The sequence below is a fragment of the Brevibacillus sp. NPDC003359 genome (genome assembly GCF_042878995.1).
Lineage (GTDB): Bacteria > Bacillota > Bacilli > Brevibacillales > Brevibacillaceae > Brevibacillus.
The window spans coordinates 271,828-296,804 of sequence record NZ_JBIAOR010000004.1 but is presented as its reverse complement, the minus strand read 5'-3'; the positions used below and the strand labels follow the sequence as shown (position 1 = coordinate 296,804).

Sequence of the window (24,977 nt, the reverse complement as noted above, 5' to 3'; positions counted from 1 at the left end):
TACCATCCCCCCACGTCTACTTTCGCTCTGCTTTTTCTTTCGTCCAGTATTGATCCCATTTCTTCAACAGATCATCTGCCGTGATCTGGTCGAGCAAAAAGCTCTGAATATCTTTATCCGCCGTGCTTTGCCAAGCTCCCCAGCCTTTGTAGTCCACAGGGCGTGAAACATCGAGGAACTTCGTCGGCTGCTGGCTCATCTCAATAAACGGCTGGAAGTAACCTGTCTTGTAAAATTCATCTTCTGCCGCGCTCTTCACGACAGGAATCGTGGACGTCTTTTTCGCAAAATGAGTGCTTTGTTCAGGATCAGACAGGAATTCAATCAGCTTCCACGCCTCTTCCTTGTGCTTCGAGTACGACGTCATCCCCCAGCCCGGTCCACCGACTACTTGTTGAGCAACACCCGAGGGACCAATCGGAATCGGAGCGGTCGCCCACGTCCCTTCCTTCATCTTCTCCTTGGCTCCATCGATGACATCAGGGTCTTGAATCAGCATGGCAGTTGACCCGGCTACAAAGCCCTGTACCATCTCCTGAAAGCCCCAGCTCACGGAATCTTTTGGAGAGGCTTCTTTGTAAAGCTGTTTGTAATACTGCATCGCTTCCAATGATTGCGGCGTGGAGAAGATCGTGCGTCCATCCTTCATGAAAAAGGCAGAGTCAGGGTCGACCTCTGTCCCGTTGTAGGCCCACATGGTGATCAGCGCGTAATCCCACCCGGTCGCACCTCCACGGAAGCTGTACCCGTAGCGGTTTTTGGCTGGGTCCGTCAGCTTTTTGGCTGCGACCAAGAGCTCATCCCACGTCTTCGGCACCTCGATACCCGCTTCCTTAAACCAATCCGTCCGATAATACAAGACGCGCTGGTACAGTCCATTCGGAATGTAGTAAGGCGTTTTGTCCACCCAAGTAGCTCGACGTTTGGCGACGTCTGTCAGCTGATCGTAATTTTGCCATTTGTCAGTGTAGGGCTTCAAATTTTCAATAAAGCCGTTCATCGAAAACTGCTTGGCATTGAACTCGCGAACCTCTAGTACGTCCAGCTCTTCTTTTGCCATCAGCATCTGCGTGATCTTCTGATCCGCTCCTTCAAACGGAGGTGAAATCAGATCGACTTTGATCCCCGGATTCTTCGCTTCAAACTGGGCTAGCATTTCTTTTAACAGCGTAGTTCGTTGTGGGCTAGTAATGCTCTCGACCATTTTCAGCGTGACGCCATTCGCACCTGAAGATGATGCTGAGTCAGGAGTGGCCGCTGGCTGACTACAGCCTACAAGCAATGCTGTCGCCATCGTTAATTGGAGCGCCACAGAAATCCAGGAACGAAATCCCATACACGAACCCCCTCATGTTCTTTTTGCGAGATAGTTCGTATTATATTAAATACTCTGAATTATAAGTTTTAATATCTTTACCAGTTTTTTCATTTTCTTTACCCTTTTTCAGTGAGGCTCTCCAAAAAGAAAAATCCCGCCCCACATGTAATAGTTGGACGGGATATCTCAGTGAAATGCAGCTCCTATTCAAACCGGCAAAGCATTCTCAGCCCCATGAGGACCGCCCATGCTTGCTTGTGTTCTTTGAAGAAGAAGCGGAGCGGTTGACCATTTTGTACATCGATCAACGTATCGTGGTTGCTGGCCCTCAGCTCGTACTCGATACCAGCTACCTCAGCGACAGGAGCACCCTCACGCAGGAAGAGTTGCAATCTTCCGCCTTCCCCAGACGTGTACGTTCCGACGAGCTTCTCGAGCTCTTCTCTCGTTGGTGAATAGAACGGAGCTTCTCCTTCTTTGTGGGCAAGTGGCAAATCAAGGGCAGCGTTTACAGCAGCCAGCCATACACCCTGGATCGGCACGTTTTCCAAATTGGAAAGAACCGTGACGACGAGTCCTTTTTCCGGAACGAATCCAAAGTTCGACGATACTCCTGGCTGGCCGCCCCCATGTTCAACTAGCGTGATTCCTGCATAATTGGGGGTTGATTTGAGCGCATAGCCATACCAGGCGTCTTTTGTCAGTCGATGAACTGGCTGCCACATGGCTCTAAGCGAGGCTTCATCTGCTACCTGCTTCTCTTGATAGCGCCCGGCATTGATATAGAGCTGTCCGTATTTCAGCAAATCAACGACGCTGGAACGAATGCCTCCCCCCACTTCATAGTTGCCGAGCGTGGGCCACGGCACCTTTTTCAGTTGCTCACCCTCTCCTTTGACATAAGGGACGGAGACATCGGAAAAGCGAGCGACTTCTTCCAGATTAAAGGTCGAGCGATTCATTTCCAGCGGCGCTAGCAGGCGTTCTGTTACATAGGTACGATAGCGCTGCCCAGTGACACGTTCGATAATGGCTCCCAGCAGGAGAAACATGTCGTTGCTGTAGCTGATATACTCACCCGGCACACCAAGGGGATCAAATTGGGCTTCGTTCAAATAGGCAATATGCTCGGGGAGTCTCGTCAGTTCTTCACGGCGCAGCAGCGGTGGAACACCGGAAGTATGAGAGAGGAGGTGGTGAATTGTGATTTTGTCAGTATTGATGTCCCCCTTCCAATGTAAGTCAGGCAAATAGTTGCAAATTGGATCATCAACAGACAGCTTGCCCTCTGCCACGAGCTGCATGATGACGGCAGCGGTAAACGATTTGGTAACCGAAGCAATGCCGAAAATGGTATCGGGTGTTACTGGCTGATTCGTCCCTAGATCGGTGACACCAAAGCCTTTTTGATAGATGGTCTCACCATTCCGAGAGATGCCAATGGAGAGTCCCGGCACCTTTTCCTTCACCATGAAGTGCTGCACAAATGCTTCTAGATCAGATACGTATGTGTGGTCCATTCCATTCCCCTGCCTTTAGCTGAATGATTCTAGCAAAAAGAGTGTTCCAAAAGCCATCTATCTCGCTCCAGGAACACCCCATTTCTACGTGATCTCATATTTTTTCATTTTATTGTACAGCGTGCCCCGTGAAATCCCCAGCAGCTTGGCTGCCTTCGTGAAGTTGTAGCGGCTGTCGTTCAATGCTTCCACGATTTGCGTACGTTCATCATCTAGTGGCGGGGGCTGCAAAAGCCGGTTGCGGTCTCCGGTCGTCCCTGTTGACTCCTGGATCATATCTGGTATATGCCATGGGAAGATTCGGTCATCCTCTCCAAAGACGACATCCCCCATTCGATCTCTTCCCATTCAAATGAATAGGCCAACACATCGATACATGAATCATGCCCGCATAATACCCAATGCTTGACTCGGGGGGATGTAAAGCCAAATGCTTCTTTCACGGATGACTCAACCACTTCGTAAAATCCTGGGTTTGGGCAAACATCAGTTTTGTCCCATTCACCACGGAAAGACAGTCTCCCATCATAGTACTGATCAAGCATACTGAAATCATATCGCTCGTAGCCCTCCATTTTACCGTACATCGTAAAAAGACAAATCGGCTGAAAAGTAATTTTGATGATAGCATTTCCTGCTTTATTGTATTCGTCGTCTGGTATGTCCTCCCCATATTGCTCCTGAAGCTTAGACATGACGTTGTTATAGCGCTTTTTATTAAATCCGCACAACACTTCCACACTGACTTCTTCCACTTCATAACCCGCGAAACTAGCAAAATCATGAGAAGGGCTGATCATCCATGGAACCTTGACAGGTACAACCTTCATTTTGGTCATCGAGTTACCTCCGAAACGATTACTTGTCCAACAACAATCATATCGCTACCTTTCTAATAGAAACAGCCGATATCCTGCACTTTAGGCAGAAATATCGGCTTTCTGTTCCCTTACGAATTATGAATGGATAAACTCCATCAGCTTCTTATTAAAATCATCCGCCTGACAAATCGGCAAGCCGTGTCCACTGTTATCAAACGGAAACAGTTTCGACCCTTTGATTTGCTGCTGGGTGAGCTCGGCGCTTTTGAATGGAATCAATTGATCGTGAATCCCATGAAAGATTCCGGTTGGTACACGGATTTGACCCAAGTCATTGATTACATTCTCTCTCGCTGCTGCTTGCATGATTTTGATGAGCGCATAGGAAGCGGAGTCCAGCCCCATTTTGACAAACCACTGGAGGGTAGCAGTACCTAAATTTCGATTGAAGAACTGCAAAGAGACCGTGTTTAATAACTCAGGCAAATTGGCGTACATCTGACTGATCAGCCCATCCGCTTGCTCCTTCGAGACGCCGTATGGAGAACCCGGCATTTTCACAAAGGAAGGAGAAACCGCATCCACTAACGCTAACTTGGAAATATGACGCCCCTCATAACGAGACATATACCGAATCGAAATGGCTCCACCTACCGAAAAACCCAGCAAGACGGCATCTCGTATCTTCAGTGCTTCCAAAACAACATAGATGTCATCTGCTAAGCGATCATACGTATAGCCGCTCCACGGTTTGTCTGATTGGCCGTTTCCACGTATGTCCATGGCAACACAGCGAAACCCTTGCTGGGGCAGTACGTTGAATTGGTAGGAAAACATGTTATGGTTGAGTGGCCAGCCGTGAACGAAAAAAATCGTTTTGCTATTCGGGCCAGGATTGAGGTCTTCAACGAAAACCGTGACACCCTTTTCGACTTCAATGTACATAACCCTACCTCCTGTATCACACCATGACCTCTTTACACTCAAGGTATGTCACCAGTTGTAGGGTTATGTTACTACTCTCCTATGCCCTGACTTGGAAACGCATGGACGACGCGTCCTTTTCTTCCTGTTGTTGTGACTGCTTGCGAAAGAGAATGGTAGATCGCTTCCTCCGTCGCTTCTGCCGCAGCAGCAAACAGTTCGTTCATGATCGGGTGATCCTCGCGTAGTTGCACGCGCGTTTCCGTAACGGCTGTTGTCTGATGCGGAATTTTTTGAGCTGTAGAAAAAGCGATGACGATATCGCCGCTCCCGTGCCCAAAATGGCTCCCCGTTCGTCCCAACCCGATTCCTGCGCGCTTCGCTACCCGAAGCAGTTGACGATCACTGAGAGGCGCATCTGTCGCAAGCACGATAATGATGGAGCCATCCTCGGACTTCTCTACTGCGTTTTCATTGCTTTTGCAGCTTGTGAACAGATTCGTTCCCAAGAAATCATCCTTGCTTCCAAAGTTACTGAGGACCAATGCCCCCAATGTATACGCCTGCTCCTCAGCTACTACGATGCGAGAAGACGACCCGATCCCTCCCTTGTAGCCAAAGGCAACCATCCCTGTCCCTGCCCCGACAGCTCCTTCTTCTACGGCCTGGTCCGTTGCGTTCTGAATGGCTTGTCTAGCATCTTCCGGACGCACGACACATCGGCGAATGGAATTGAGATGACCATCATTGCATTCTCCGACGACAATGTTGATCGTCCCGGTCGTGTCCCCGATCTCCTCGTTCGTATCCAGCATGTATTGCAGCGTCCCTTGTGTAACTGCGGGAACGGAAAATGTATTGGTCAGCATGATCGGCGATTCCAGTACACCCAGCTCATTTACCTGCACGAGTCCTGTCGTCTTGCCGAAACCGTTGATCACATAGCTGGCTGCCATCACCTTTTCACGAAACAAGCTGCCGCCATGTGGCAATATCGCCGTCACACCTGTGCACGCATAGTCATCTCCGTCCAGCTCATGCTGGATCGTTACATGTCCAACACGCACTCCCGTCACATCCGTTATGTCGTTTTTTTCACCGACTGGCAGCTTGCCAACCGTGGCGCCTAGCTGTCGAATTTTTTTCGCCATGTGTTCCATTCCTTTCGTAAGGCTATGCCGCTCACTTATACTGGTCGATTGCGCAGAAAGTTCTCATAAGCGAACCCGCGCACTTCCTCTTCCTTATAATGCTTGAGCAGCTCGTTGATCAGGTTTTGGCTCTGACCTGCATGCTCCAAGCCCACGACCTTTGCAGTAATGCCGTCGAAGTCAGAGCCGAGCCCGATATGGCGCACGCCACCGAGTGAACAAAAATGATCGATGTGCTTGATCAAATCATCTATCGTGGTCGGTGTCGTTTCATTGATAAACTGGGTGCAGTAGACGACATGTACGTTCGCGCCTTTGGCAAATAGCGCTTTTGCCTGTTCATCCGTCAGGTTGCGTGGATGATCGCAGATCGCTCGTGCATTCGAATGACTCGCGATCGGGTATGTGGCGAGCTCAATCGTATCCCAGAAGCTGGCCTCTCCTAGATGCGAAACGTCCGTCAACATTTTATGCTCATTGTGGAACTGAATGATTTCCTTGCCAAATGTGCTCAGTCCGGCATTCCTCGGTTCCAGTGCACCATCCGCAGCGAGATTCGCGAAGTTCCAAGTGAGGCCCACAGAACGAACCCCTAACTGATACAAAATGTGCAGCTTCTTCAAATCGCTGCCGATTGGCTCAACACCCTCCAATGTCAGCAACGCCCCGATCTCCCCTTCTTGCAAACGGTCGAGATCGCTCCAATCGCGGATTTGTTTCATTTCTGGATGTTTCCCGAGAACCTCTGTATAAAAGTAATGTATTTGATCCAAAGCTTTTTGAAAACGTTGCTCCGTGGACAATTCCGGTGATGTCCAGATGGCATAGCACTGTAGCTTTATCCCGCCATCGTGTAGCCGTTTTCTGTTGACGTCCAGCTCGTCCGCATCTGCAAAGGACAGAGCACCATTTTTCTCCCAAATTTTCAGCAATGCATCACAGTGCAAATCGATAATCGGCATTTTGGCCATCTGTATCCATCCCTTGTGTTAATTTCCTTTGAGAACTCTACCTATTCTGTTAATTTTAAGGTAATGTATTTTTGAGAGCGAATCCAATAAATTATTGCTATAAGCCACTTAAGAAAACATTATCGAGGCATGTTCGAAGAGGAGCCACCCCGTTTTTCCGGAAAGTTTAAGCATAATCGCTTTTACACTGTGAAGCACTTAAACTTTCCTGTACGTTAAAAACTTACATAATGGAGCCATTACTCATGAATATGGAGCAAATTGAAGCATTCATCTTTGTCGCCCTGACCGGGAGCTTCAGCAAAACGGCTGATTTGCTCTATCTGTCACAGCCCACAGTCAGCATGCGGATCAAGGCGCTTGAGACAACTATGGGCTGCAAGCTGTTTCAACGTACGGGTCATACGATTTCTCTTACAAAAGAAGGCGATCTGTTCCTTCCCTATGCGAAAAACATCATGCACACGCTACAAGAGGGACAGCAAGCGATTCAGCGTTCGCAAGGCGATGTAGAGGGAGAATTGACCATCTCCACCGTTTTTGTCTCCGCCTTCTACATTTTGCCTGACCTCGTCCAGCAATTCCAGCAGTTGTACCCCAAAATCAAGCTGACGATCCTCACGGGACATTCCCATCAGGTGCTCGATATGGTACTGAACCACGAGGTGTCATTTGGAATTGCTCGTGCCGTTACCCATCCACAAATTAACCGGATTCAGCTGATGCCCGATGACATGGTGCTAGCGATTTATCCCGACCATCCTTTCGCTTTCCGTCATCAGGTCTCCATCGAAGATGTCGCTCGCGAACGACTGATCTTGTTCAACCGGGGCTCGCTCGACTGGAAGCTGATCAACAATGCGTTTAGCCATTTTCAGCTACAAAACAATGTCGTCATGGAGGCTGACAACATCGAGGTCGTGAAGCGGATGGTCAAACAAAGGCTGGGAATCGCGTTTTTGCCTCGATTTGCGATCTCCAAAGATTTGAGCGAAGGCGAGCTGCAGGAAGTAGACGTCCTGAATCTGCCGCAAATCAACCGGAACTTTGAGCTGATTTACCTCAAGGATACACCTGTTCACGGGATTATGCGTACGTTTATTGATTTTTTGATGCAGAGCAAAGCCTTGCAGCAGTAGGAAAGGACCATGGGCTTACCTCCTAAAAAAGCTTCACATCTGAACCAAGGAAGCTGGTTGATGCGAAGCTTTTTAGGAAGCGCTGAATCTCTCTCATCCTTTTTTGGGTGCGCGCAGTTTCGTACGAATGATCATCTCCGCCGTGACGACAAGTCCAATCATGGCGACATAGACGCCGATTGTGTAACTGAGCTCATACGGCAAGCCTACCACCTTTTCAAAGATCAGCTTCAATAGATGAATCAGCATGTTGGTAAACAAGAAAACGAAACTCCTGACCATCCATTCTTTATGCTGGATGACTTGATGTGACTACCACAGCCAACACACTAAAAAGATAAACATAACCTGTTACTTTATGTAGCTTGCGGTTCTTTGCGAGCAGCTTGTCGGAAAAGTTAGCCACCCCACAGACCAAGGCGATAAGGGCAAAAAACAAATGGACATACATGACCGTAAGCCAGATGGATGTGTTCATTCGCTCTTTGTTGTAATCAGATTTGTGACTGAGAAAGCCTTTCGCTTCTGGATCGATGATAAAGTTTTGCACGAGTGCATACGCTATCGCCATACAAGCAATGAAAATGACAATCGAATACGGTTTAATACGCTTCATCCTGTCACACAGCCCTTTGTTCGTTTTTTGAGACCGAACGGTTCGGTCTCTTTTTGATTTTACATGAATGCCTTCTGTCGTATACGAGAGAAATGTTACAATAACTTGGACGAATATAGACCGTGTTGGCCTAATGAAAGGACTATCGCGATGCGAAAAGGCGAAAAAACAAAGCTGCATATTATTCAGAAGTCAGCAGAGCTGTTTAATCAAAACGGTTATACAGGAACCTCCATGCAAGACATCATGGATGCCACGGGACTTACCAAAGGCGCACTCTACCGGGGCTTTGCCAGTAAAGATGAAATAGCAATAGAGGCCTTCAAATATGCTGGAGAAGTGTTACATGAACATTTTGCAGCTGCACTGGATAAACAGGACACGGCCACTTCAAAACTCGTTGCCATGGCGAAGGTTTATTCTGATGCGGTAAACAATCCCCCGCTCCAAGGCGGCTGCCCGCTTCTCAACACAGCCGTCGAAAGTGACCATTCGTTCCCTGTTCTTCGTGATTATGCCGTCGCCGCTTACCAAGAGGCATTATCGTTCATGCAGGGCTTGCTGAAAGAAGGAATCACCCAGGGAGAATTTCGCTCCGATATGGACGCAGAAGCAGTCGCTTCGGTTATCCTCTCTTCTATTGAAGGGGCCATAATGGCAAGCAGACTCACCCGCGATAACAAGCATGTCCATTTCGCCATCAAGCATATTGAGCAGCTTTTACAAACATACAAATAATAGCAAACAGAAAAGAGCAGTCGCGCAGGATGTGTGGTGATAACCCTGCCGAACTGCTCTTTTTTCGTGGACTTTCCTACTTATTTTTATTTGATGTAGTGTACTTTTTCATGTCCGAGCAATGCTTCCAGCACTTGCTGTACTTTCACGCCCGTCTCAAACGTAACCAGTCTGGCATCCCCACCGTTAATCGCAATGGACAGCTCATCCAGCAACAGGGAGAGACGGTCTTGCTGTGGAACTTCAGTCGGGACCAGCTCTTCACCGTGTCCACCCACAAATAGATTGCTCCAGTTCACGACACTCAACGTCCCTTTTGACCCGTACACGCGATAATCCAAATGTTCCTGATGGGCGATACCCGCCAAGCCATTGATCGTAACCGGAGTACCATCTGTCAGACGCAGGAAGGCCGATACACCTGTCTCGCATAGCGCAGGATCTGCTGGATAGTCTACCTCTGCACGGACTACGTGCAGGTCTCCGAAGAGAGCGTAAGTCAGGTGAGTGAAATGAGGTAGCACTTCACGGATGAAACCGCCTTGCTCACGACCAGCCAGCCAAGGTGTTTGTTGCCATGGACGCGGCCATTGGTGAAAATGCGTCAGGATATCGATCCGGCGGATATCCCCGATTTCTTCGAGTCTGCGGGAGAGCTCAGGAAAAATGCCTTGATAGTAGAGCGGGAAGTTCATCGCATGGACAACCCCTGCGTCGTTTGCTGCTTCCAACATTTCTTGTGCTTCTGTCAACGAATTAGCCAACGGCTTTTCGCAGAGCAAATGCTTTTTGTGCGCTAGTACATCCAGGGCAATCGCGTGATGGAACTTGGGCGGAACCGCCAAATAGATGACGTTCAGGTCTACTTTTTTCAATAATTCCTTATAATCTGTGTACCAAGGCACATCGCCGGACTTCTGCGCGGCTTCCTGTGCTCTTTCCGCAGATACATCACTCACTGCGGCCACTCGAAATTTTTCGTGGGTACGGATGGCGTTCATCATGCGCTCGCCCATGACGCCTGCGCCAATCACCCCAACGTTCCATTTCACTTGGTCCATCTGCATTTCCTCGCTTCCTGGTGAATGTTCGTCTTCGTGCCCCTACCCCTTTCTCCATTGATCTGAACATTCCTTCTAAAAAGCTCAGATTGTCAGCTGTGCTTCCTTTTTTCCCGTTTCTTCTCCTTTTGGATGCCTACGACTGTATAGAGAGAGGGAACGACGATACCTGCCAGGATAATTCAATAAGACATTGTTAGTTACTGGCCTTATATGCTGGAATACTATGGTATACATTATGTATGGATACTATCTAATGGGGGTGGGGATGGAATGGATAAAATCAAGCAAGCCCAAATAAATGGTTTTCTGCAAGCTTTCGCCCTATTAAATCTCCATACAAATCATGGATATACATTTGAATGGAATGAACTGGAGTATCATGATGATATTCTTACTACTTTTAAATATAGCTTTAATCTAGAGGGTGATAAAAACTTAGGTGAAGTACGATTGATACCACTTGACGATTGGAGCAAGGTTACGAAGGTCATTCTGGCTTTTCGCCAACCGTGGCAGGATATTCTTTTCTCATTTACGAACTGGGACAGAGAATTGGGTCCGCATAGGGAGAATTTAATTGAAGCTTCCGTGCACGGTTTCCACGCCGATGTGATCTATGACCCTAATCAGGCGATAAGACGTTCTTCCGTAGTTGCAAGTCCTGCTGGGCGATAAGCTCGAAATCATCGTTTAGATGCGGGTGATTATGAAGACGTTTGGTCTGACCCAGAGATCTTACATGACTAATACTGCGTTCATAAGACATAAAAAGAAAACAGCTAGGGAACCCGAACCCGTGTACAAGCCGTGTTTCCCTAGCTGTTTATTAATCCAACCTCAATTTATCCGATGCGTAAGCCAAACGTTTTATCTCCGAACGAAACTGTCTCCATATCCGCTGCTTTCGCAAAAGACACGTCCGAAATTAGCACACTCTCCCGTAGAACGTGATCAAAACGCTCCAATGCTGCCCGTAGCTCATCGTCCACATCCAGTGTGAGCTGGATACGTTTATCGATGGGCAAATCCAGCTTTTTCCGTGCGTCCTGAATGACGCGAATGACTTCACGAACCAAGCCTTCTTGCTCAAGCTCTTCTGTGAGTGTCGTATTTAAGGCCACATGGAGTTGATAGCCGGATGCAGAAGAGAAGCCTTGCTTCCCTTGCTTTTCCACGAGCAGCTCATCTAGCGTAAGACGTACACTCTCGCCTGCGACCTCCACATCCAAGTAGCCATTGTCCACTGCTTTCTGTGCATCGGCAGCGTTCACTGCTTTTAAATACCCTTGAATTGGCCCAACGAGCTTGCCGTATTTTTTCCCGGATACCTTCAGGTTGAGCTTGAAATGATACGTCACGAAGCTGCTGTCGCTTTGCTCCACCCGAATGTTTTTCACATTGATCTCGTCTTGGATTATGCCGGCAAAATGCTCGAGATTAAATGGCTGCTCCATCGAGACGATCAGCTCGGACAAAGGCTGTCTGGTCTTGAGTCCGGTTTCGTTGCGGACATTTCGCGCCAGCTCCACGATGTGACGAGCCGTTTCCATCTCCCGCTCAAGGTTTTCGTCGATTGCTTCTGTGTTCACCTTCGGATAGTCCGTCAAATGTACACTGCCTTCTCCGCCCAGATTGCCATACATATCTTCTGCAATCAACGGCGCGTACGGTGCGATCATCTTCGCCAGCGTCAGCAACACTTCCCGCAGGGTCTGGTAAGCAGATACTTTGTCAGGTGTCATCCCGCTGCTCCAGAAACGATCCCGTGAACGACGGATGTACCAGTTGCTCAGCTCATCGATGAACGCCTCGATATGCCTCGCCGGATTCATGAAATCGTAGGTTTCCAGACCTTTTACCACATGCTGCAAGGTAGTATTCAAGCGAGAGAGTATCCAACGATCCAATTCGTTCACAGGCGGTTGCAGCAGATGCTCTTCTGGCTTGAATGCATCGATCGAGGCGTACAACGAATAAAAAGCATGGGTGTTATGGATCGTATCGATCACCTTGTACTTCGCCTCGGCAACGATCCGCTTGGAGAACCGCTTGCTGCTCCACGGCGCACTGTCAGACAAGAGCGCCCAACGGAACGCATCCGCCCCGAACTCCTCGATAACCTCCCACGGATCGATCCCGTTTCCTTTGCTTTTGGACATCTTCTGACCGTGCTCATCCAATACGTGCCCGGTTGAGATGACCGCCTTGTACGGCGCTTTTCCGTTATACAGGGTAGAGACTGCCAACAAGCTGAAGAACCAGCCCCGCGTTTGATCGATTCCTTCCGAAATGATGTCGGCAGGGTACTGCTCCTGGAATACCTTTTCATCGCCAAATGGATGATGATACTGGGCAAATGGCATCGAGCCGCTGTCGAACCACACATCAATGACCTCAGGAGTTCGCTCCATCGTACCGCCGCAAGAGCAGCGCAGCTTTACATCATCCACAAACGGTTTGTGCAGCTCCAGACTCTCGTCGATTGGGGACACAGACTTTTCGCGCAACTCTTTTACACTGCCTGGCGCATATTCAGAGCCACACTCCTGACAAAGCCATAGATTGAGCGGCGTCCCCCAGTACCGATTGCGGCTGATATTCCAGTCTACAAGCTCTTCGAGGAATTTCCCGAAGCGCCCTTCGCGCAAGTGGCCTGGATACCAGTCGATCTTGCTGTTGTTTTCGATCAGCTGATCCTTGATCGCTGTTGTTTTGATGAACCAGCTCTCCATCGCGTAGTAGAGCAGCGGTGATTTGCAGCGCCAGCAAAACGGATAGCTATGCTCGTAGCGCTCTTTGGAAAACAGCAGACCGCGATGCGACAGGTCTTTTACGATATCGACGTCGCAATCCTTGACGAAGCGGCCGGCGAAATCCGTGATTTGATCGGTATAGCGGCCAGCCAAATTCACGACGTTCACGAAATCAAGTCCATGCTGACGGGTCGTGCGATAGTCATCCTCCCCGTGCGCTGGCGCAGTATGCACGATGCCCGTTCCACTCGTATCACTGACATAGTCCGCATCGACGACGACATGCCCATGATTTACCGTGATATAGCCAAAAGGCGGCTCATACGGGGTACCGACGAATTCTGCACCTTTGTGCGTGGACAAAACCTCGTAGTCTTCCTTAAACACTTTCTCCGCGAGATTTTTTGCTACGACGTACACTTCATCCTTGTACTTGACCCGCACGTATTCGAGCTCTTTGTTAACAGCCAAAGCCACGTTGGCTGGAAGTGTCCATGGTGTCGTCGTCCACGCGAGAAAGATGTCATCACTTGTTTTGCTTTTGAATTTGACCGTCGCACTCAAGTCCTTCACGTCTTCATACCCTTGCGCCACTTCATGGGAGCTGAGCGTCGTCTGGCAATCCGGGCAATACGGACTGACACGATGTCCTTTGTACAGCAGTTCTTTTTTATGAATCTCAGAAAGAATGTGCCAAACGCTTTCGATGTAGTCGTTGGTCAAGGTGACGTATGGATGCTCCATATCTGTCCAGTACGCGATTCCTTCCGTCAGCTCGCGCCATTGTTTTTCGTACTCGAATACGCTGCTTTTGCACTCCTCAACGAACTTGGCCACTCCGTAGTTTTCGATCTCCTGCTTGCCGGAAATGCCAAGGCGCTTCTCAACCCCAAGCTCTACCGGGAGACCATGCGTATCCCAGCCTGCTTTGCGGACAACGCGGTAGCCGGACATCGTTTTGTAGCGTCCGATAAAATCCTTGATGACCCGTCCGAGAACGTGACCGATATGCGGTTGTCCATTAGCGGTCGGCGGTCCTTCATAAAAGACGAAATTTGGCTTTCCTAGCCGATTGTCCATCGACTTGCGGAATGTGTCGTCTTCCCTCCACTGATCCAGAACGCGTAACTCTCGTGTCCTTGCTTTTTCTTTTACGTCTACTTTCTTCATCCTATACACTCCTTCTTCTGTAGTTTGCGTAGAAGTGTAGGTTCATAGAACGCAAAAAAATCCCGCCCCCTAAGGGACGAGATTTGATCTCGCGATACCACCCTTGTTCCGAAAACTACATGCAAGCATGTCATTTCGGCACCTCTACTACGTACCATCATACGCGCCCCTTGTAACGGTGGGATTCCGGGTCAGCTTACTCAAAATGCTTCAGCTTTCCTTCTCGGAGAGGATTTTCGGCTAAGTCTTGAACGTCGGCTTTCAGCACTAAGGCCAACTCTCTGGGGAACAAGGGGATTAGCGTACTCTTTCTCGTCAATGAATTTGTTGGTGTTAGTATTGTTTCTTTTCTTTTTACACTGGTTTCAAAAAAATGTCAAGAGTTAGGCCACGGCGCGCTTCACGCTACGACGGCTTTCCACCTGCGACAAGAACAAGCTGAGAATCAGAATAATCGCGCCGAACATATACGGTGCGTTCAAATGCACCCCGTACAACGTACCTGCTACTGCTGGGCCAAAAATATTCCCCAAACTCATATAGGCATTGTTCATTCCTGCTACGAAGCCCTGTTCATCTCCTGCTCGCTTGGAGATCAGCGTGTTGATCGCCGGACGCATAATCGACGTCAGGGTAAAGAAGATAACCGTCATAATCAGCATATACCAGAAGTTACCGGACAATAGCATCATCACCATCGATACCGCAGACAAGAAGAACGTCACGTTAATGAGCTTCTTCTCGCCAAAACGAGTGATGAGCTTGCCGATCAGCGCTGCCTGCACAATCGTACCGGCAAGTGCTCCCACAGTGATAATGATGGAAATATCGCGCGGAGTATAAGCGAACTTCGCGTCGACAAACAGCGGGAAGATGACTTCGAAGTTAGCCAAACCAAACGTCATCGTAAAAATCAGCACCAGCATGATGAAGTACGACGATTGAAACGACTTGCCGAGTTGAACGAAGATGTTTTCCTGCTTCTCTTTGGCGTTTCGAGCCGCGAGCTGCTTCTCTTTGGAGAGCGACTCTTGCAAGAAAAGCACGGAACCAATTGTAGCTACGGCACCAACTGCCGCGGAAATATAGAATGGCATGCGTAAGCCCAACTCCGCCAAAAATCCGCCAATTCCAGGCCCGATAACAAATCCGAGCGACATGGCAGCTCCCAGCATCCCCAGTCCTTTTCCACGATTGTCTTCAGTCGTGATGTCAGCTACATACGCCAGCATGGACGGAATCATTGCTGCTGCCCCGATCCCGCCGATCAGACGAGAAAGGTAGAGCACCCATGTCTGTTCAGCCAAGGCAAAAACCAGATTGGAGATCGTAAACAAGACGAGTCCCGATACAATCATGATTTTTCGACCGTACTTATCCGACCATTCCCCTGCAATCGGAGAAAACAGAAATTGGGTCACACCAAAGGCCGCCACCAAGTATCCAGCCGTCTCTCCACCCGCGCCGAACTCTTTGAGAAACTCGGGCAAAATCGGAATAATCAAGCCAATTCCCAGCATGGCAATAAACATGTTGATCATCAGAAAGAGAATCGGTCGCTGACTATTCTCTTGCGTATTCATATTCATTTATCCAGTCCTATCCCTATAGATTTTTCTCTTTAGCCTTGCAGCTTTGCTTTCACACTCTCAATCACCGTGCGCCAAATGGCAGGGTCTGTAGATATCTTTTGCTTGAAGTTGCGGTACAACTCCTTTTGCTTTTCCTCAAAATCTGGTGCGTCTGCAGCCGGCAAGCCTGCACGGGCAGTCGTAATCATTTCCTGTACTTCTGGTGAACGCGGTCCCCAAACTTTTGCCTCGTAGCCATCCTGGTCGAGGAAAATAAAGATCGGGATCGCACGTGCTGTGCCATTGGTTAGGTATTGATCCATCAACTCCAGATTTTCGTCACGGATGAGAAAGCGCAATTCGATGTTGCTTTCCTCGGCAATTCGCTGAATGACAGGAACGCACAAGGAAGCATCCCCACACCAGTCTGCCGTCAGCACGACCCCTTTCCAATTGCGCTGGGAGAGATCACCAAAAAACGCTAGGTCCTCGTCAGTAAATGTGAGCTGATCGTATACGCGGGACAGCTCTTCTTTGTTTACGTTCATGCTTTCTTTGTACGCAGCAAAGCTCATTCCTTTTTCAAACCAACTGTTCTGATTCACGTTAGACATACTCCGTACTCCTCCTGTATAGTGAAAAATTATTGCTCCCAAATGGCGGAAGTTCCCAAACGATTGCGAATGGAAGAACTTCTTGTTTTGCGGGCTTCTTTCCCTGACGTCTGTTTCATGGTGCTCGCCTTGACAGTCAGGTCCATAAACCACTCTTTATCTTTGGTTGTGAGGGCGAGATCAATCAAATCATGCACGTGCTCTTCATCATCAAAAGAACCCACTGGTAGGCGCTCCATCCACTGTCTTGGAATTACCACCAGCTTGCCGATCGTCTCTTCGTTGTCGCATTGAACGACATAAACTTTTGCGGTACCTCGCAATGAATCATCTGTTTCGACGAAGCCTTGAACTAACTCGCCGAATTTGGTTTTGCCCAGTACCCATTCTCCGACTTCCAACAACTCATCTCGATTCATTCTCGTGCACCTCCTAATTGTAACGGAAATCATTACAGTTTCCATGTTAATAATTTGTAAGGTTACTGTTGCGAACTCTCCTGACATCCTTGACGAACTTTATCTAATACGGTCTGGATCGTAATTTGTTCCAAATACTTCGTGAAGTACATCTCTGCTTCGGTAAAAATCTGATCCATGACTCCGTGCATATTCGCAGAAACCTGACAAGCTTCTTGCGGATCTCCCGAACACCAGTGAGGCTTCAGCGTACCATTTGAGATCGAACGATGAATCTCGGCCAAGGTGACCTCATTCGGGTCGCACGCTAGTATATAACCGCCGCCAATTCCCTCTTTTGTCTTCACGAATCCGTTTTTTCGCAGGATGCTCATGATTTTGCGAATGCGGGCAGGATTGGTACATACATTTTTTGCGATGTGCTCACTGCTTGCCATATGCTCTGGGATATGAGCCAACAAAGCCAAGCTGTGAACAGCAATGGTAAATTCACTATTCACGTCACAAACGGCCTCCTTGCGAAGAGTACTGTAATAATAATTCGTACAGTTAGGAAAGTCAACAATTGTGTGGGGAGAAACTTTTTTTAAAACCGTGAGTTTTTTCATTTTGTGGTGGTTGGGGGAAGCGCAGGCACATGTTTTCCAGTCGCCTTTTTCCTCACTGCGTTCGGGCGGTCTCCTTCCAAACATGTACCTGCGCTTTTCGGACAGCTGATGCTTTTGCGGGGCTTTTTCAAAAAATTTCTTAGGGATGACAAAAAAAATTAAAGCTTTTTTATGAAAAGGATCTCATCGCGGATTGGGATGTCGTTGTCTGCGATAAGTGGGATTTCTGGTTTGATTTGGCGGGCCTTGTCCACTGCATTGACGTACAGCTCGTGAAGCTGATAGCCTCTTTTTTGGTAAAAGCCCATGGCGTGCAGGTTGTCATTGGTGGTGACGAGCTTCATGCGGTGGCAGCCTTTTTCTTTGGCTTTCTGCTCTACTTGATTGAGGAGTGCGGTTCCGATTCCTTTGTTTTCAATCACGCTGTCCAAGGAAATGATTTCACATTCCTGATCTTCGAGCACATAGGAAATAAATCCGTTGATTGCACCATCTTTGCCTTTCACGGCGTAGCCGTCCAGCGTATCGCATTGGAAGACGCCACTGGAGATGACCATTTGCGGACTTCCCCAGTGTTTGATAAAAAATTCAGTGATTACGTTTTTGTCCAGTTCGCTTGTTGAAGTTATCTGCATAACATTCACCTCTCCAAAATGAGCCCCCGCTTGTGAGTCAGCAAGGGCTCCCCATCATTACGAACGCACATCCAGCAGTACTTTTCCCGTGCTCGCCCTGCTCTCGACCCACGCATGGGCGCTCGCTGCTTCTTCCAATGCAAAATGCTTGCCGATCTTGATGTCCAGCTGACCATTCGCCAAATAGTCCAGGACTTGCTTGGCGGTATCCTGCAACAAATGTGGACGCAGCTTGCGTGTCGTACCAAAGCTGAAGCCTAATACAGAGCGGCAGCTTGCGTGCAGATCGATCGTCTTTATCTGGCCGATTTCGCCGCTGGCATTGCCGAAATGGACAAGTCGACCGTACCAAGCCAGGCACTCGAGACTACGTTCGCTCACCGTTCCGGAAATCGAGTCCAAAATGACATCGGCTCCCGCACCATCCGTCAGCTCACGTACCTTTTCCACAAAGTCTTCGCGCTCATTGCAAATCACATGGTCGGCACCGGCTGACAAGGCAAGTTCGGCCTTTGCTTCGTTACCAACTGTACCGATGACACGTCCTGCTCCGAGCAGCTTGGCTAATTGAATCGCCGTCGTCCCGATCCCTCCTGCCGCAGCGTGAATCAATACCGTTTCCCCTTTTGCAATGCGGGCAACCTTCGCCAAGAGCTGATACGAAGTAAATGACACGACTGGGCAAGCGGCTGCTGTTTCCGTTGTGATTTGATCTGGCAGTGCAAAGGTCAAGCTCTCATCTGCCACGACATACTCTGCGTATGATCCGTTGGCCGGAAATGCGATGACTCGTTGTCCCACCTTAAGGCTTTGCACCTCTGCCCCTACCTGTTCGATTACGCCGGTCGTATCCAGTCCCGGGATAAACGGCAGCTTTGCCGCTCCTTTTTTGCCGTATCTGGATTTGATATCAGCAAAATTGACACTGGTCATCTCGACGCGGATCAGTACCTGTGTAGGTGACATGGACGGCATCTCGACTTCCGCATATTTCATCGTCTCCGGGCCGCCTAACTCTGTTACCAAGATCGCTTTCATGAGAACTCCTCCCAGACAGTAGCGGAATGGAATGTCAGTTTTGTAGAATGGCCATGATTGCTGCTTTTTTCGCTGCGAACTCCTCATCGGAAAGCACAGGCGTAAACGCAGCCTGAGGAATCTCCACCAATAGATCATGCCAAGATTTGCAGCCTTGATAAGCAGCGTCAATCGGGATTTCTATCGGCTGTTCTAATCGATACATCCGCACGAACAAAATGTGCAGCGGCTGTTTTTTCTTCCAATGCAAGCGCACATCTGCGAAATTATCCGTCCAGATATGGAAGGACGATAGCGCACGCAGCTTGGCTTCGTCCATCAATTCTACATCGTCCGTTACTCCGGAAAAATACTCGATCGTCACCGTCTTTTTATCCATTGTCCAGCCTTCGAGGGTCGCGTCTAAAAGGTGTTGGTAGTCTGTCTTTACCATGTCGCGCTTCTGGTGCTCATAGGTCGGATACAAATAAAATTGATTGTTTTCCAAGCGGAATTCTCGTGTTTCTTCGTATAATCCACCCTTGCGGATCGTGATGATCTGCTCACCTTCTCCAAGTGCTTTGACGGCGACTGCCCATTCCTTCAAGCTAAGGGGGGATAGCGGCTGTACAATCGACTGCATGCAGCACGGCTCCCTTCTACTGTCAGAATCGTTTGATGACTTTAGTCTAGCCCAATTCCAGCTCGTTGAGAAGTCGTCTTCAACAGTTGATCGACATGCTGCATTGCTCCTTGCAGTCTCTCAGCATAATTGCCTCGTAGGGTCACATACGTAATTCCCCGCTCATCCAGCATCTGGCGCAGCTTTTCATGATTGTTCCAGCGCACTTGCTCTTCTCCGTGCACACGCAATCCATCATCCACCCACGTGACATCTGGCTCCATGAACAGCCACAAATCATACGCTTGCTCTTCGGCAATCTGGTCGAGAACAGGGAAAGTTTGCCCGGTGTACAGCTCGGAGTAAAACTGGGTGACAATCGCTTCGGTATCGATGAACAAGAGCTTGTTGGCTTTCTGAAGTGCTTCGTACTCTTTCATTTTGTGACCATATGCGATATGCGGAAAATACTCCGGTGTCAAAATCGTATCGCAGCCCCCAACCTCTTCGCAGATTGTGCGCCCATACTCCTCGACAAACACCGTGTTGTACATTTTCGCGAGATAGCGTGTCATGGTAGACTTCCCGCAGCTTTCTGTTCCTACCACCACTACCTTTTTTACGAAATAGGGCTGAACAATGGCCGGAATGTGCTGCCAATGGGCAAAGACCCCTTCATTTCGGATCTGGGTAGCAGAAATCGGCACTTGCCTGCGCGATTCATCGAGAATGATGTGCTCTGCTTCTGGATACAGGCAGCGAAAAATAGGGTCGTAAGCGGACTCGGAGCTGAAAACCAGATCAATTTTTTTCCCGATCTTGCGCTTGATGTCCGCCGCTCCAGCCTCCCAATCGTAGGCCTCATCGCTATCCGCACGATCCTCGACTGCAAGCACTCGGACATTTTCCATGTCTTTGACGAGCATAGACAGCCATCTCAACCTCACTTCATAGGGGATCGGTTTGATTCCTGCCTCCTCACACAGCTTTTGGTCCCGAGTCGGACTGTGCGAGAGAACGACGTACAGCTCGTCGCAGCGGCAGGCGGCCTGTGTAATCGCGTATACATGCCCTTGATGCAGTGGCAAAAATTTGCCGCCAATGAAGCCTACGCTCCCCATGTCTGCTCCTCCTTTTGCTTGCGATACTGCCGAATCCAGTTCATCAGACCGTAGACGGCATTCACCAAGTAGGCAGACCACATGACCAGCATCGAGATATCACTACCGTCTTTCAAAAACGCTACCAGCCACATGTAGATCGTGAACAAATCAATGATGATCCAGACCACCCACTGCTCGACCAAGCGCTTCACCATGAAAAGCATCGCGATAACCGAGAGAACCGCCGTCAAGGAATCGACAAACGGCAAAGCCCCGCCCATTTGCTTCAATACAAAGCCATAGGCAATCGTTGCGATGATGCTCAAGACGGTCCACCAAATGCGTGCTCGGTTGGATAAAACCGTAATCTTGACGTCATTTTGTTTGACTTCGGACACGCGGTTTTTACGCCACAGATAGAGTCCAATGAATTGCATCGGCAAAAAATAGAGAAGATTCAGCATCACTTCTCCGTAGTACTTCTGACCATAGGCGACGAACGCGTACAGAACAACGTTGATGATACCCGGGTAGTAGCTCCACGTCTTTCCTTTGGCGACGAGAACGACACTCAGCATGCCTGTTAAGGACGCCACCAAGCCGATCCATGTATCATCCAGTGCGACATATAAGTAGAGGGTAACGAGTGTAAAAGAGGTAAGCCAAATTTTTTCAAACCAATTCCAGTCTGCTAAAAAGCCGGTGCTTTTCGCATTCATGCGAATCTCTCCTTGAACGCTCGCAGGTTTTCCTGGCGCGCAGAATTGTCGTAGACGGCAAAAACGATGTGGTCAAAAAGCTGTGCATACTGTTCTTCGATCAAAACAGTCGCAAAGTAATCTGCTACGTCCCCCGCTTTGTTGCGGAATACTCCGCAGCCGTACGCTCCCAAAATGATCGTCCGGTGGTTGTGAATGGCTGCTGCCCGCAAAATTTTCCGGATGCGCTCCTTCATGACTGGGCCAATCTTGGCGATATTTTCTGGCTCTCGCTCACGAACAACCCCAGCATTCACAGCAGGCGCCGTAATATAAGACAGGAGGTATGGATCATTCAAAAGCTGATCACTTTGGTCGCGGATGACAGGAACCCGCGGTGAGTAAATCATGTAGTCGGAATAAAAGCAGGTTTTCAACTGACGATGATAGGTGTACATTTCCTGCATCTGCACGATACAAGGATACAGCCCAGAGGAACGCGCCAAGCTCTCTTCCTGCGCCTGGCTTCCCCCGAGGAATCCTCCACCTGGATTTTTGGCGGAAGCAAAATTCAAGCATACGACATCTGCTCGTTTCTCGTGAACGACGAGGCGCTTCGCTGCATCCAGACTCGATTCCGTGGTAACCTCGACCTTGGCACGCAGCTGTGCAGCAGTTGTTTGATGCGATGGCAGTTGCACGATGTCTGCTGCCAAGTCATTTGGACGATACAGAACCGACTGGCTGATTGCAGCAGCTAGATCCTCCGTAATGCTCTTCTTTTCTCCCACTTTGTTCACGTAGTTGCCCTGCTCTATGATTTGCAGCGTCTCTTGCGCGATTCGCACCCGCACACTTCGATTATGTCCCTGATTCATTGTGATTTCCTCCATAGTAATGGGCTACGTCTGATCCATCCATTCCGGATTAAAGCGGAAATACTTGGATGGACGGTGCCCGGCATGTTTTCGATATTGATTCGTTTCCAGCACTTTGTCGGCTAGCTTCCTACGAAACGCCGCAGCCAACAGCTCTCGTCCCAAAATCACTTCGTACACCTGTTGCAGATCGCTTAGCGTGAACAGCTCTGGCATCAAGGCAAAGGCGATATCGGTGTATTCAATCTTGTTACGCAATCGCTCCAATGCGTATTGAATGATTTTGGCGTGATCAAAAGCGATGTTGTTCGCCTCTACAATTTCGCGGGTCTCACGTACGGTACGGCCCGTTACTGTTTTCGTGATCTTAATGGTAGCAGACAGCTCTTCGCTCTCATGTACAAGTCGCAGTTCCAACCATCGTTCAGTAATGGAGCCGTCCTTTGTCGCTGTCTTCGTTTCTTTCAGCCACCTGTCCTCGATGCGGTACCACTCCGCTTCCTCTGCATCATCCCCTGCCTGCAGCTGTAAAGACGAGCTGTCTACCAAGGCCATGTACGACGTGCTAATGACCCATGTCCGCAGATCTCTGCCCACATCGCCCCATGTGTAGAGCTGCTCCAAATAAATGTCGTCTACGTTTGTTTCCGTTCGCAGCTCACGTCTGGCTGCCTCCTCCAGACTCTCCCCAGGTGTAACAAACCCACCTGGCAACGCCCATTGGCCGATATACGGATGCTCACCACGCTTCACGAGCAATATTTTCAACGACTTTGGCGAGAGCTTGCGGTAGTTTTCCTCCAGCTCATCCATCACGGTGAATACCAGCATATCGACTGTCACAGACGGCCGCTCGAATTGGCTGACATCATAAGCCTCCAAGTACTCCTGTTCGGTTTGACCGCGTTTATTTACATGTGATTTTTCTTTCATCCAATCGCCTCTTTTAGCTGCTGAATTGTTGTTGTCTTTTTGTTATTAACAAAATGTTATTATCAAGTTGTTGGTATCATATTACTCTTTCCTTTTATTGGTGTCAACGAAAAAAAGGGGGGTTATTTGTAGAAAACAGCCGCGTAGAAGAAGCGCATTTCCAGTCCAAGCGCCTCTGGAGCCCGCCCCAGCGTAGACTGGAAATGCGCTTCTTCCCTCCACTACAGCCACTGTTCAAATCCAAGCAAAAAAGCCCCCCGCCAGTTCTTACACTGACAGGAGGCTTCTCCACACTATTTATCGCTAATATTAAGCAGCACTTGGATCAGCTTTTACTGCCTGAACATAATCGTCTGCTTTCTTTTTGTCGAACTGACCTTCCCAACGAGAGATCACGATTGCTGCCAACGCATTCCCTACTACGTTAACAACCGTACGAGCCATGTCCATCAAACGGTCTACACCGGCGATGAAAGCAAGTCCTTCTACTGGGAGACCTACAGAGCCGAGTGTAGCCAACAGTACTACGAACGATACTCCCGGTACACCAGCGATCCCTTTGGACGTAACCATCAGTACGAGCATCAGCGTGATCTGTGTGCTGATTGGCATGTGAATACCATACATTTGCGCAATGAACAGAGCAGCTAGTGCCTGGTACAGCGTGGAACCATCCAGGTTGAAGGAGTAGCCTGTCGGAATAACAAAGGACGTGATCGCCTTCGGACAGCCCATCTTCTCCATTTTTTCCATGATTCTAGGCAGTACAGTCTCGGAGCTGGAAGTGGAGTAAGCCAACAACAGCTCGTCCTTCAGTACGCGCAGAATGGAACTGATTTTGACTCCGCTGATACGTGCGATGATGCCCAATACCACCAAGATGAAGAACAGCATGGCAAAGTGAACTAAAATAACCAGTTTGCCCAACGGAATGAGCGATGACAAACCAAATTTGGAAACGGTAACACCAATCAGTGCAAAAACACCAAACGGAGCAAAACGCATGATTGTGTTTACAACCCAGAACATCGCGTCTGCAACCCCATTGAAGAAGTTGAGAACGGGCCTTCCTTTTTCTCCTGCTGCTGCTACACCAAGTCCAAACAGAACGGAGAAGAAAATAATAGCTAACATGTCGCCACGAGCCAGTGCATCAAACACATTGGTTGGCACAATATTGACGAATGTTTCCACCATGCCGTGACTTTGTGTCGTTTCTGCTGTGTCTACATACTTGTGGATATCGGTCTTGGTAAGAACTGTTCGATCCACACCGACACCTGGTTGAAAAATGTTCGCCGCCAAAAGACCAATGATAATGGCAATCGTGGTAACGATTTCAAAATACAGAATCGTCTTACCACCAATTTTGCCCAGCTTCTTCATGTCGCCTACGCCTGCTACGCCCACAATTAGCGTGGCAACAACGATCGGAACGACAATCATTTTAATCAATCGGAGAAAAATATCACCGATAGGCTGTAAATAGGTCGCCACTGCCGGGTTGCCGTAAAAAATAGCACCCACCAGGATACCCAGAATGAGACCGATGACAATCTGCATCGCTAATCCAAACTGCTTCATTCTGACACCTCGCTATGAAAGATTAAGATGTGACTCTCAAGTCGATATGCTTACACGCATCAAACTTGAGTGGTATATAGGTGTGCATCATATCACGACTTTTTGTGCTT

Annotated in this window: 24 protein-coding genes, 1 pseudogene and 1 other annotated feature; of the genes and pseudogenes, 3 read left to right on the top strand and 22 right to left on the bottom strand. The window is 48.9% G+C overall.

Annotated features, from left to right (window positions below):
* Nucleotides 1-16: 16 nt before the first annotated feature.
* From ACFYU8_RS15405 to ACFYU8_RS15375, 7 genes are all read right to left on the bottom strand, one after another.
* On the bottom strand, nucleotides 17-1,336 hold the full coding sequence (locus ACFYU8_RS15405; RefSeq protein ID WP_390300011.1) for an ABC transporter substrate-binding protein: 1,320 nt from the start codon (nucleotides 1,334-1,336) through the stop codon (nucleotides 17-19).
* A gap of 185 nt (nucleotides 1,337-1,521) precedes the next feature.
* On the bottom strand, nucleotides 1,522-2,838 hold the full coding sequence (locus ACFYU8_RS15400) for a serine hydrolase domain-containing protein (protein WP_390300013.1): 1,317 nt from the start codon (nucleotides 2,836-2,838) through the stop codon (nucleotides 1,522-1,524).
* Between the two features lie 84 nt (nucleotides 2,839-2,922).
* The gene (locus ACFYU8_RS15395) at nucleotides 2,923-3,114 is read right to left on the bottom strand and encodes a helix-turn-helix domain-containing protein (protein ID WP_390300015.1); all 192 of its coding nucleotides are present in this window, start codon (nucleotides 3,112-3,114) and stop codon (nucleotides 2,923-2,925) included.
* Entirely contained in the window at nucleotides 3,111-3,677 is a 567-nt protein-coding gene (locus ACFYU8_RS15390) for a hypothetical protein (protein ID WP_390300017.1), read from the bottom strand. Before ACFYU8_RS15390 ends, ACFYU8_RS15395 begins: the two co-directional genes overlap by 4 nt.
* Nucleotides 3,678-3,794: 117 nt before the next feature.
* Nucleotides 3,795-4,604: an alpha/beta fold hydrolase gene (locus ACFYU8_RS15385; protein ID WP_390300019.1), complete on the bottom strand. Its 810-nt coding sequence runs from the start codon at nucleotides 4,602-4,604 to the stop codon at nucleotides 3,795-3,797.
* A 71-nt stretch (nucleotides 4,605-4,675) separates the two neighbouring features.
* Nucleotides 4,676-5,734, bottom strand: coding sequence for a P1 family peptidase (locus ACFYU8_RS15380; protein WP_390300021.1), 1,059 nt, complete (start codon nucleotides 5,732-5,734; stop codon nucleotides 4,676-4,678).
* Nucleotides 5,735-5,769: 35 nt separating this feature from the next.
* Entirely contained in the window at nucleotides 5,770-6,705 is a 936-nt protein-coding gene (locus ACFYU8_RS15375; RefSeq protein ID WP_390300023.1) for a dipeptidase, read from the bottom strand.
* A gap of 245 nt (nucleotides 6,706-6,950) precedes the next feature.
* Here ACFYU8_RS15375 and ACFYU8_RS15370 point away from each other — a divergent pair, with 245 nt between their 5' ends.
* The gene (locus tag ACFYU8_RS15370; RefSeq protein ID WP_390300025.1) at nucleotides 6,951-7,844 is read left to right on the top strand and encodes a LysR substrate-binding domain-containing protein; all 894 of its coding nucleotides are present in this window, start codon (nucleotides 6,951-6,953) and stop codon (nucleotides 7,842-7,844) included.
* A gap of 93 nt (nucleotides 7,845-7,937) precedes the next feature.
* On the opposite strand, the pseudogene ACFYU8_RS15365 reads toward ACFYU8_RS15370, so the two are convergent.
* Nucleotides 7,938-8,295 (bottom strand): annotated as a pseudogene (locus ACFYU8_RS15365) (DUF2306 domain-containing protein).
* 315 nt (nucleotides 8,296-8,610) lie between these two features.
* Here ACFYU8_RS15365 and ACFYU8_RS15360 point away from each other — a divergent pair.
* The gene (locus tag ACFYU8_RS15360) at nucleotides 8,611-9,198 is read left to right on the top strand and encodes a TetR/AcrR family transcriptional regulator (protein ID WP_390300027.1); all 588 of its coding nucleotides are present in this window, start codon (nucleotides 8,611-8,613) and stop codon (nucleotides 9,196-9,198) included.
* Nucleotides 9,199-9,284: 86 nt separating this feature from the next.
* On the opposite strand, the gene ACFYU8_RS15355 is transcribed toward ACFYU8_RS15360, so the two are convergent.
* The gene (locus ACFYU8_RS15355; RefSeq protein WP_390300540.1) at nucleotides 9,285-10,259 is read right to left on the bottom strand and encodes a Gfo/Idh/MocA family protein; all 975 of its coding nucleotides are present in this window, start codon (nucleotides 10,257-10,259) and stop codon (nucleotides 9,285-9,287) included.
* 273 nt (nucleotides 10,260-10,532) lie between these two features.
* Between ACFYU8_RS15355 and ACFYU8_RS15350 the strand changes: the two genes are divergently transcribed.
* On the top strand, nucleotides 10,533-10,937 hold the full coding sequence (locus tag ACFYU8_RS15350) for a hypothetical protein (protein WP_390300029.1): 405 nt from the start codon (nucleotides 10,533-10,535) through the stop codon (nucleotides 10,935-10,937).
* A gap of 167 nt (nucleotides 10,938-11,104) precedes the next feature.
* Here ACFYU8_RS15350 and ileS read toward each other — a convergent pair whose 3' ends face one another.
* From ileS to ACFYU8_RS15285, 13 genes are all read right to left on the bottom strand, one after another.
* Nucleotides 11,105-14,185 carry an isoleucine--tRNA ligase gene (gene ileS, locus ACFYU8_RS15345; protein ID WP_390300031.1) on the bottom strand — a complete coding sequence of 1,027 codons (3,081 nt, stop codon included), beginning with the start codon at nucleotides 14,183-14,185 and terminating at the stop codon, nucleotides 11,105-11,107.
* Between the two features lie 69 nt (nucleotides 14,186-14,254).
* Nucleotides 14,255-14,513: a binding site (T-box leader), on the bottom strand.
* A 55-nt stretch (nucleotides 14,514-14,568) separates the two neighbouring features.
* Nucleotides 14,569-15,774: an MFS transporter gene (locus ACFYU8_RS15340; protein WP_390300033.1), complete on the bottom strand. Its 1,206-nt coding sequence runs from the start codon at nucleotides 15,772-15,774 to the stop codon at nucleotides 14,569-14,571.
* Nucleotides 15,775-15,806: 32 nt separating this feature from the next.
* The gene (locus ACFYU8_RS15335) at nucleotides 15,807-16,370 is read right to left on the bottom strand and encodes a thioredoxin family protein (protein WP_390300035.1); all 564 of its coding nucleotides are present in this window, start codon (nucleotides 16,368-16,370) and stop codon (nucleotides 15,807-15,809) included.
* A gap of 29 nt (nucleotides 16,371-16,399) precedes the next feature.
* Nucleotides 16,400-16,789: an IDEAL domain-containing protein gene (locus ACFYU8_RS15330; RefSeq protein WP_390300037.1), complete on the bottom strand. Its 390-nt coding sequence runs from the start codon at nucleotides 16,787-16,789 to the stop codon at nucleotides 16,400-16,402.
* Between the two features lie 62 nt (nucleotides 16,790-16,851).
* Nucleotides 16,852-17,289: an Rrf2 family transcriptional regulator gene (locus tag ACFYU8_RS15325; protein ID WP_390300039.1), complete on the bottom strand. Its 438-nt coding sequence runs from the start codon at nucleotides 17,287-17,289 to the stop codon at nucleotides 16,852-16,854.
* 266 nt (nucleotides 17,290-17,555) lie between these two features.
* Nucleotides 17,556-18,032, bottom strand: a complete 477-nt coding sequence (locus ACFYU8_RS15320) for a GNAT family N-acetyltransferase (protein WP_390300041.1) — start codon at nucleotides 18,030-18,032, stop codon at nucleotides 17,556-17,558.
* A 57-nt stretch (nucleotides 18,033-18,089) separates the two neighbouring features.
* Nucleotides 18,090-19,070 (bottom strand): quinone oxidoreductase family protein, encoded by a 981-nt coding sequence (locus tag ACFYU8_RS15315; protein ID WP_390300043.1) that lies wholly within the window; start codon nucleotides 19,068-19,070, stop codon nucleotides 18,090-18,092.
* A 34-nt stretch (nucleotides 19,071-19,104) separates the two neighbouring features.
* A complete protein-coding gene (locus ACFYU8_RS15310; protein ID WP_390300045.1) occupies nucleotides 19,105-19,692 on the bottom strand; it encodes a DUF1802 family protein in 588 nt (195 codons plus the stop codon).
* Between the two features lie 41 nt (nucleotides 19,693-19,733).
* A complete protein-coding gene (gene nadR, locus ACFYU8_RS15305) occupies nucleotides 19,734-20,792 on the bottom strand; it encodes a multifunctional transcriptional regulator/nicotinamide-nucleotide adenylyltransferase/ribosylnicotinamide kinase NadR (protein ID WP_390300047.1) in 1,059 nt (352 codons plus the stop codon).
* Nucleotides 20,780-21,493 carry a nicotinamide riboside transporter PnuC gene (pnuC, locus tag ACFYU8_RS15300; RefSeq protein WP_390300049.1) on the bottom strand — a complete coding sequence of 238 codons (714 nt, stop codon included), beginning with the start codon at nucleotides 21,491-21,493 and terminating at the stop codon, nucleotides 20,780-20,782. The genes nadR and pnuC overlap by 13 nt, the downstream gene beginning before the upstream one ends.
* On the bottom strand, nucleotides 21,490-22,350 hold the full coding sequence (locus ACFYU8_RS15295) for a TIGR02452 family protein (protein ID WP_390300051.1): 861 nt from the start codon (nucleotides 22,348-22,350) through the stop codon (nucleotides 21,490-21,492). Before ACFYU8_RS15295 ends, pnuC begins: the two co-directional genes overlap by 4 nt.
* A 24-nt stretch (nucleotides 22,351-22,374) precedes the next feature.
* The gene (locus ACFYU8_RS15290; protein ID WP_390300053.1) at nucleotides 22,375-23,283 is read right to left on the bottom strand and encodes an NUDIX hydrolase; all 909 of its coding nucleotides are present in this window, start codon (nucleotides 23,281-23,283) and stop codon (nucleotides 22,375-22,377) included.
* Between the two features lie 309 nt (nucleotides 23,284-23,592).
* The gene (locus ACFYU8_RS15285; RefSeq protein ID WP_390300055.1) at nucleotides 23,593-24,867 is read right to left on the bottom strand and encodes a cation:dicarboxylate symporter family transporter; all 1,275 of its coding nucleotides are present in this window, start codon (nucleotides 24,865-24,867) and stop codon (nucleotides 23,593-23,595) included.
* Nucleotides 24,868-24,977: the final 110 nt, after the last annotated feature.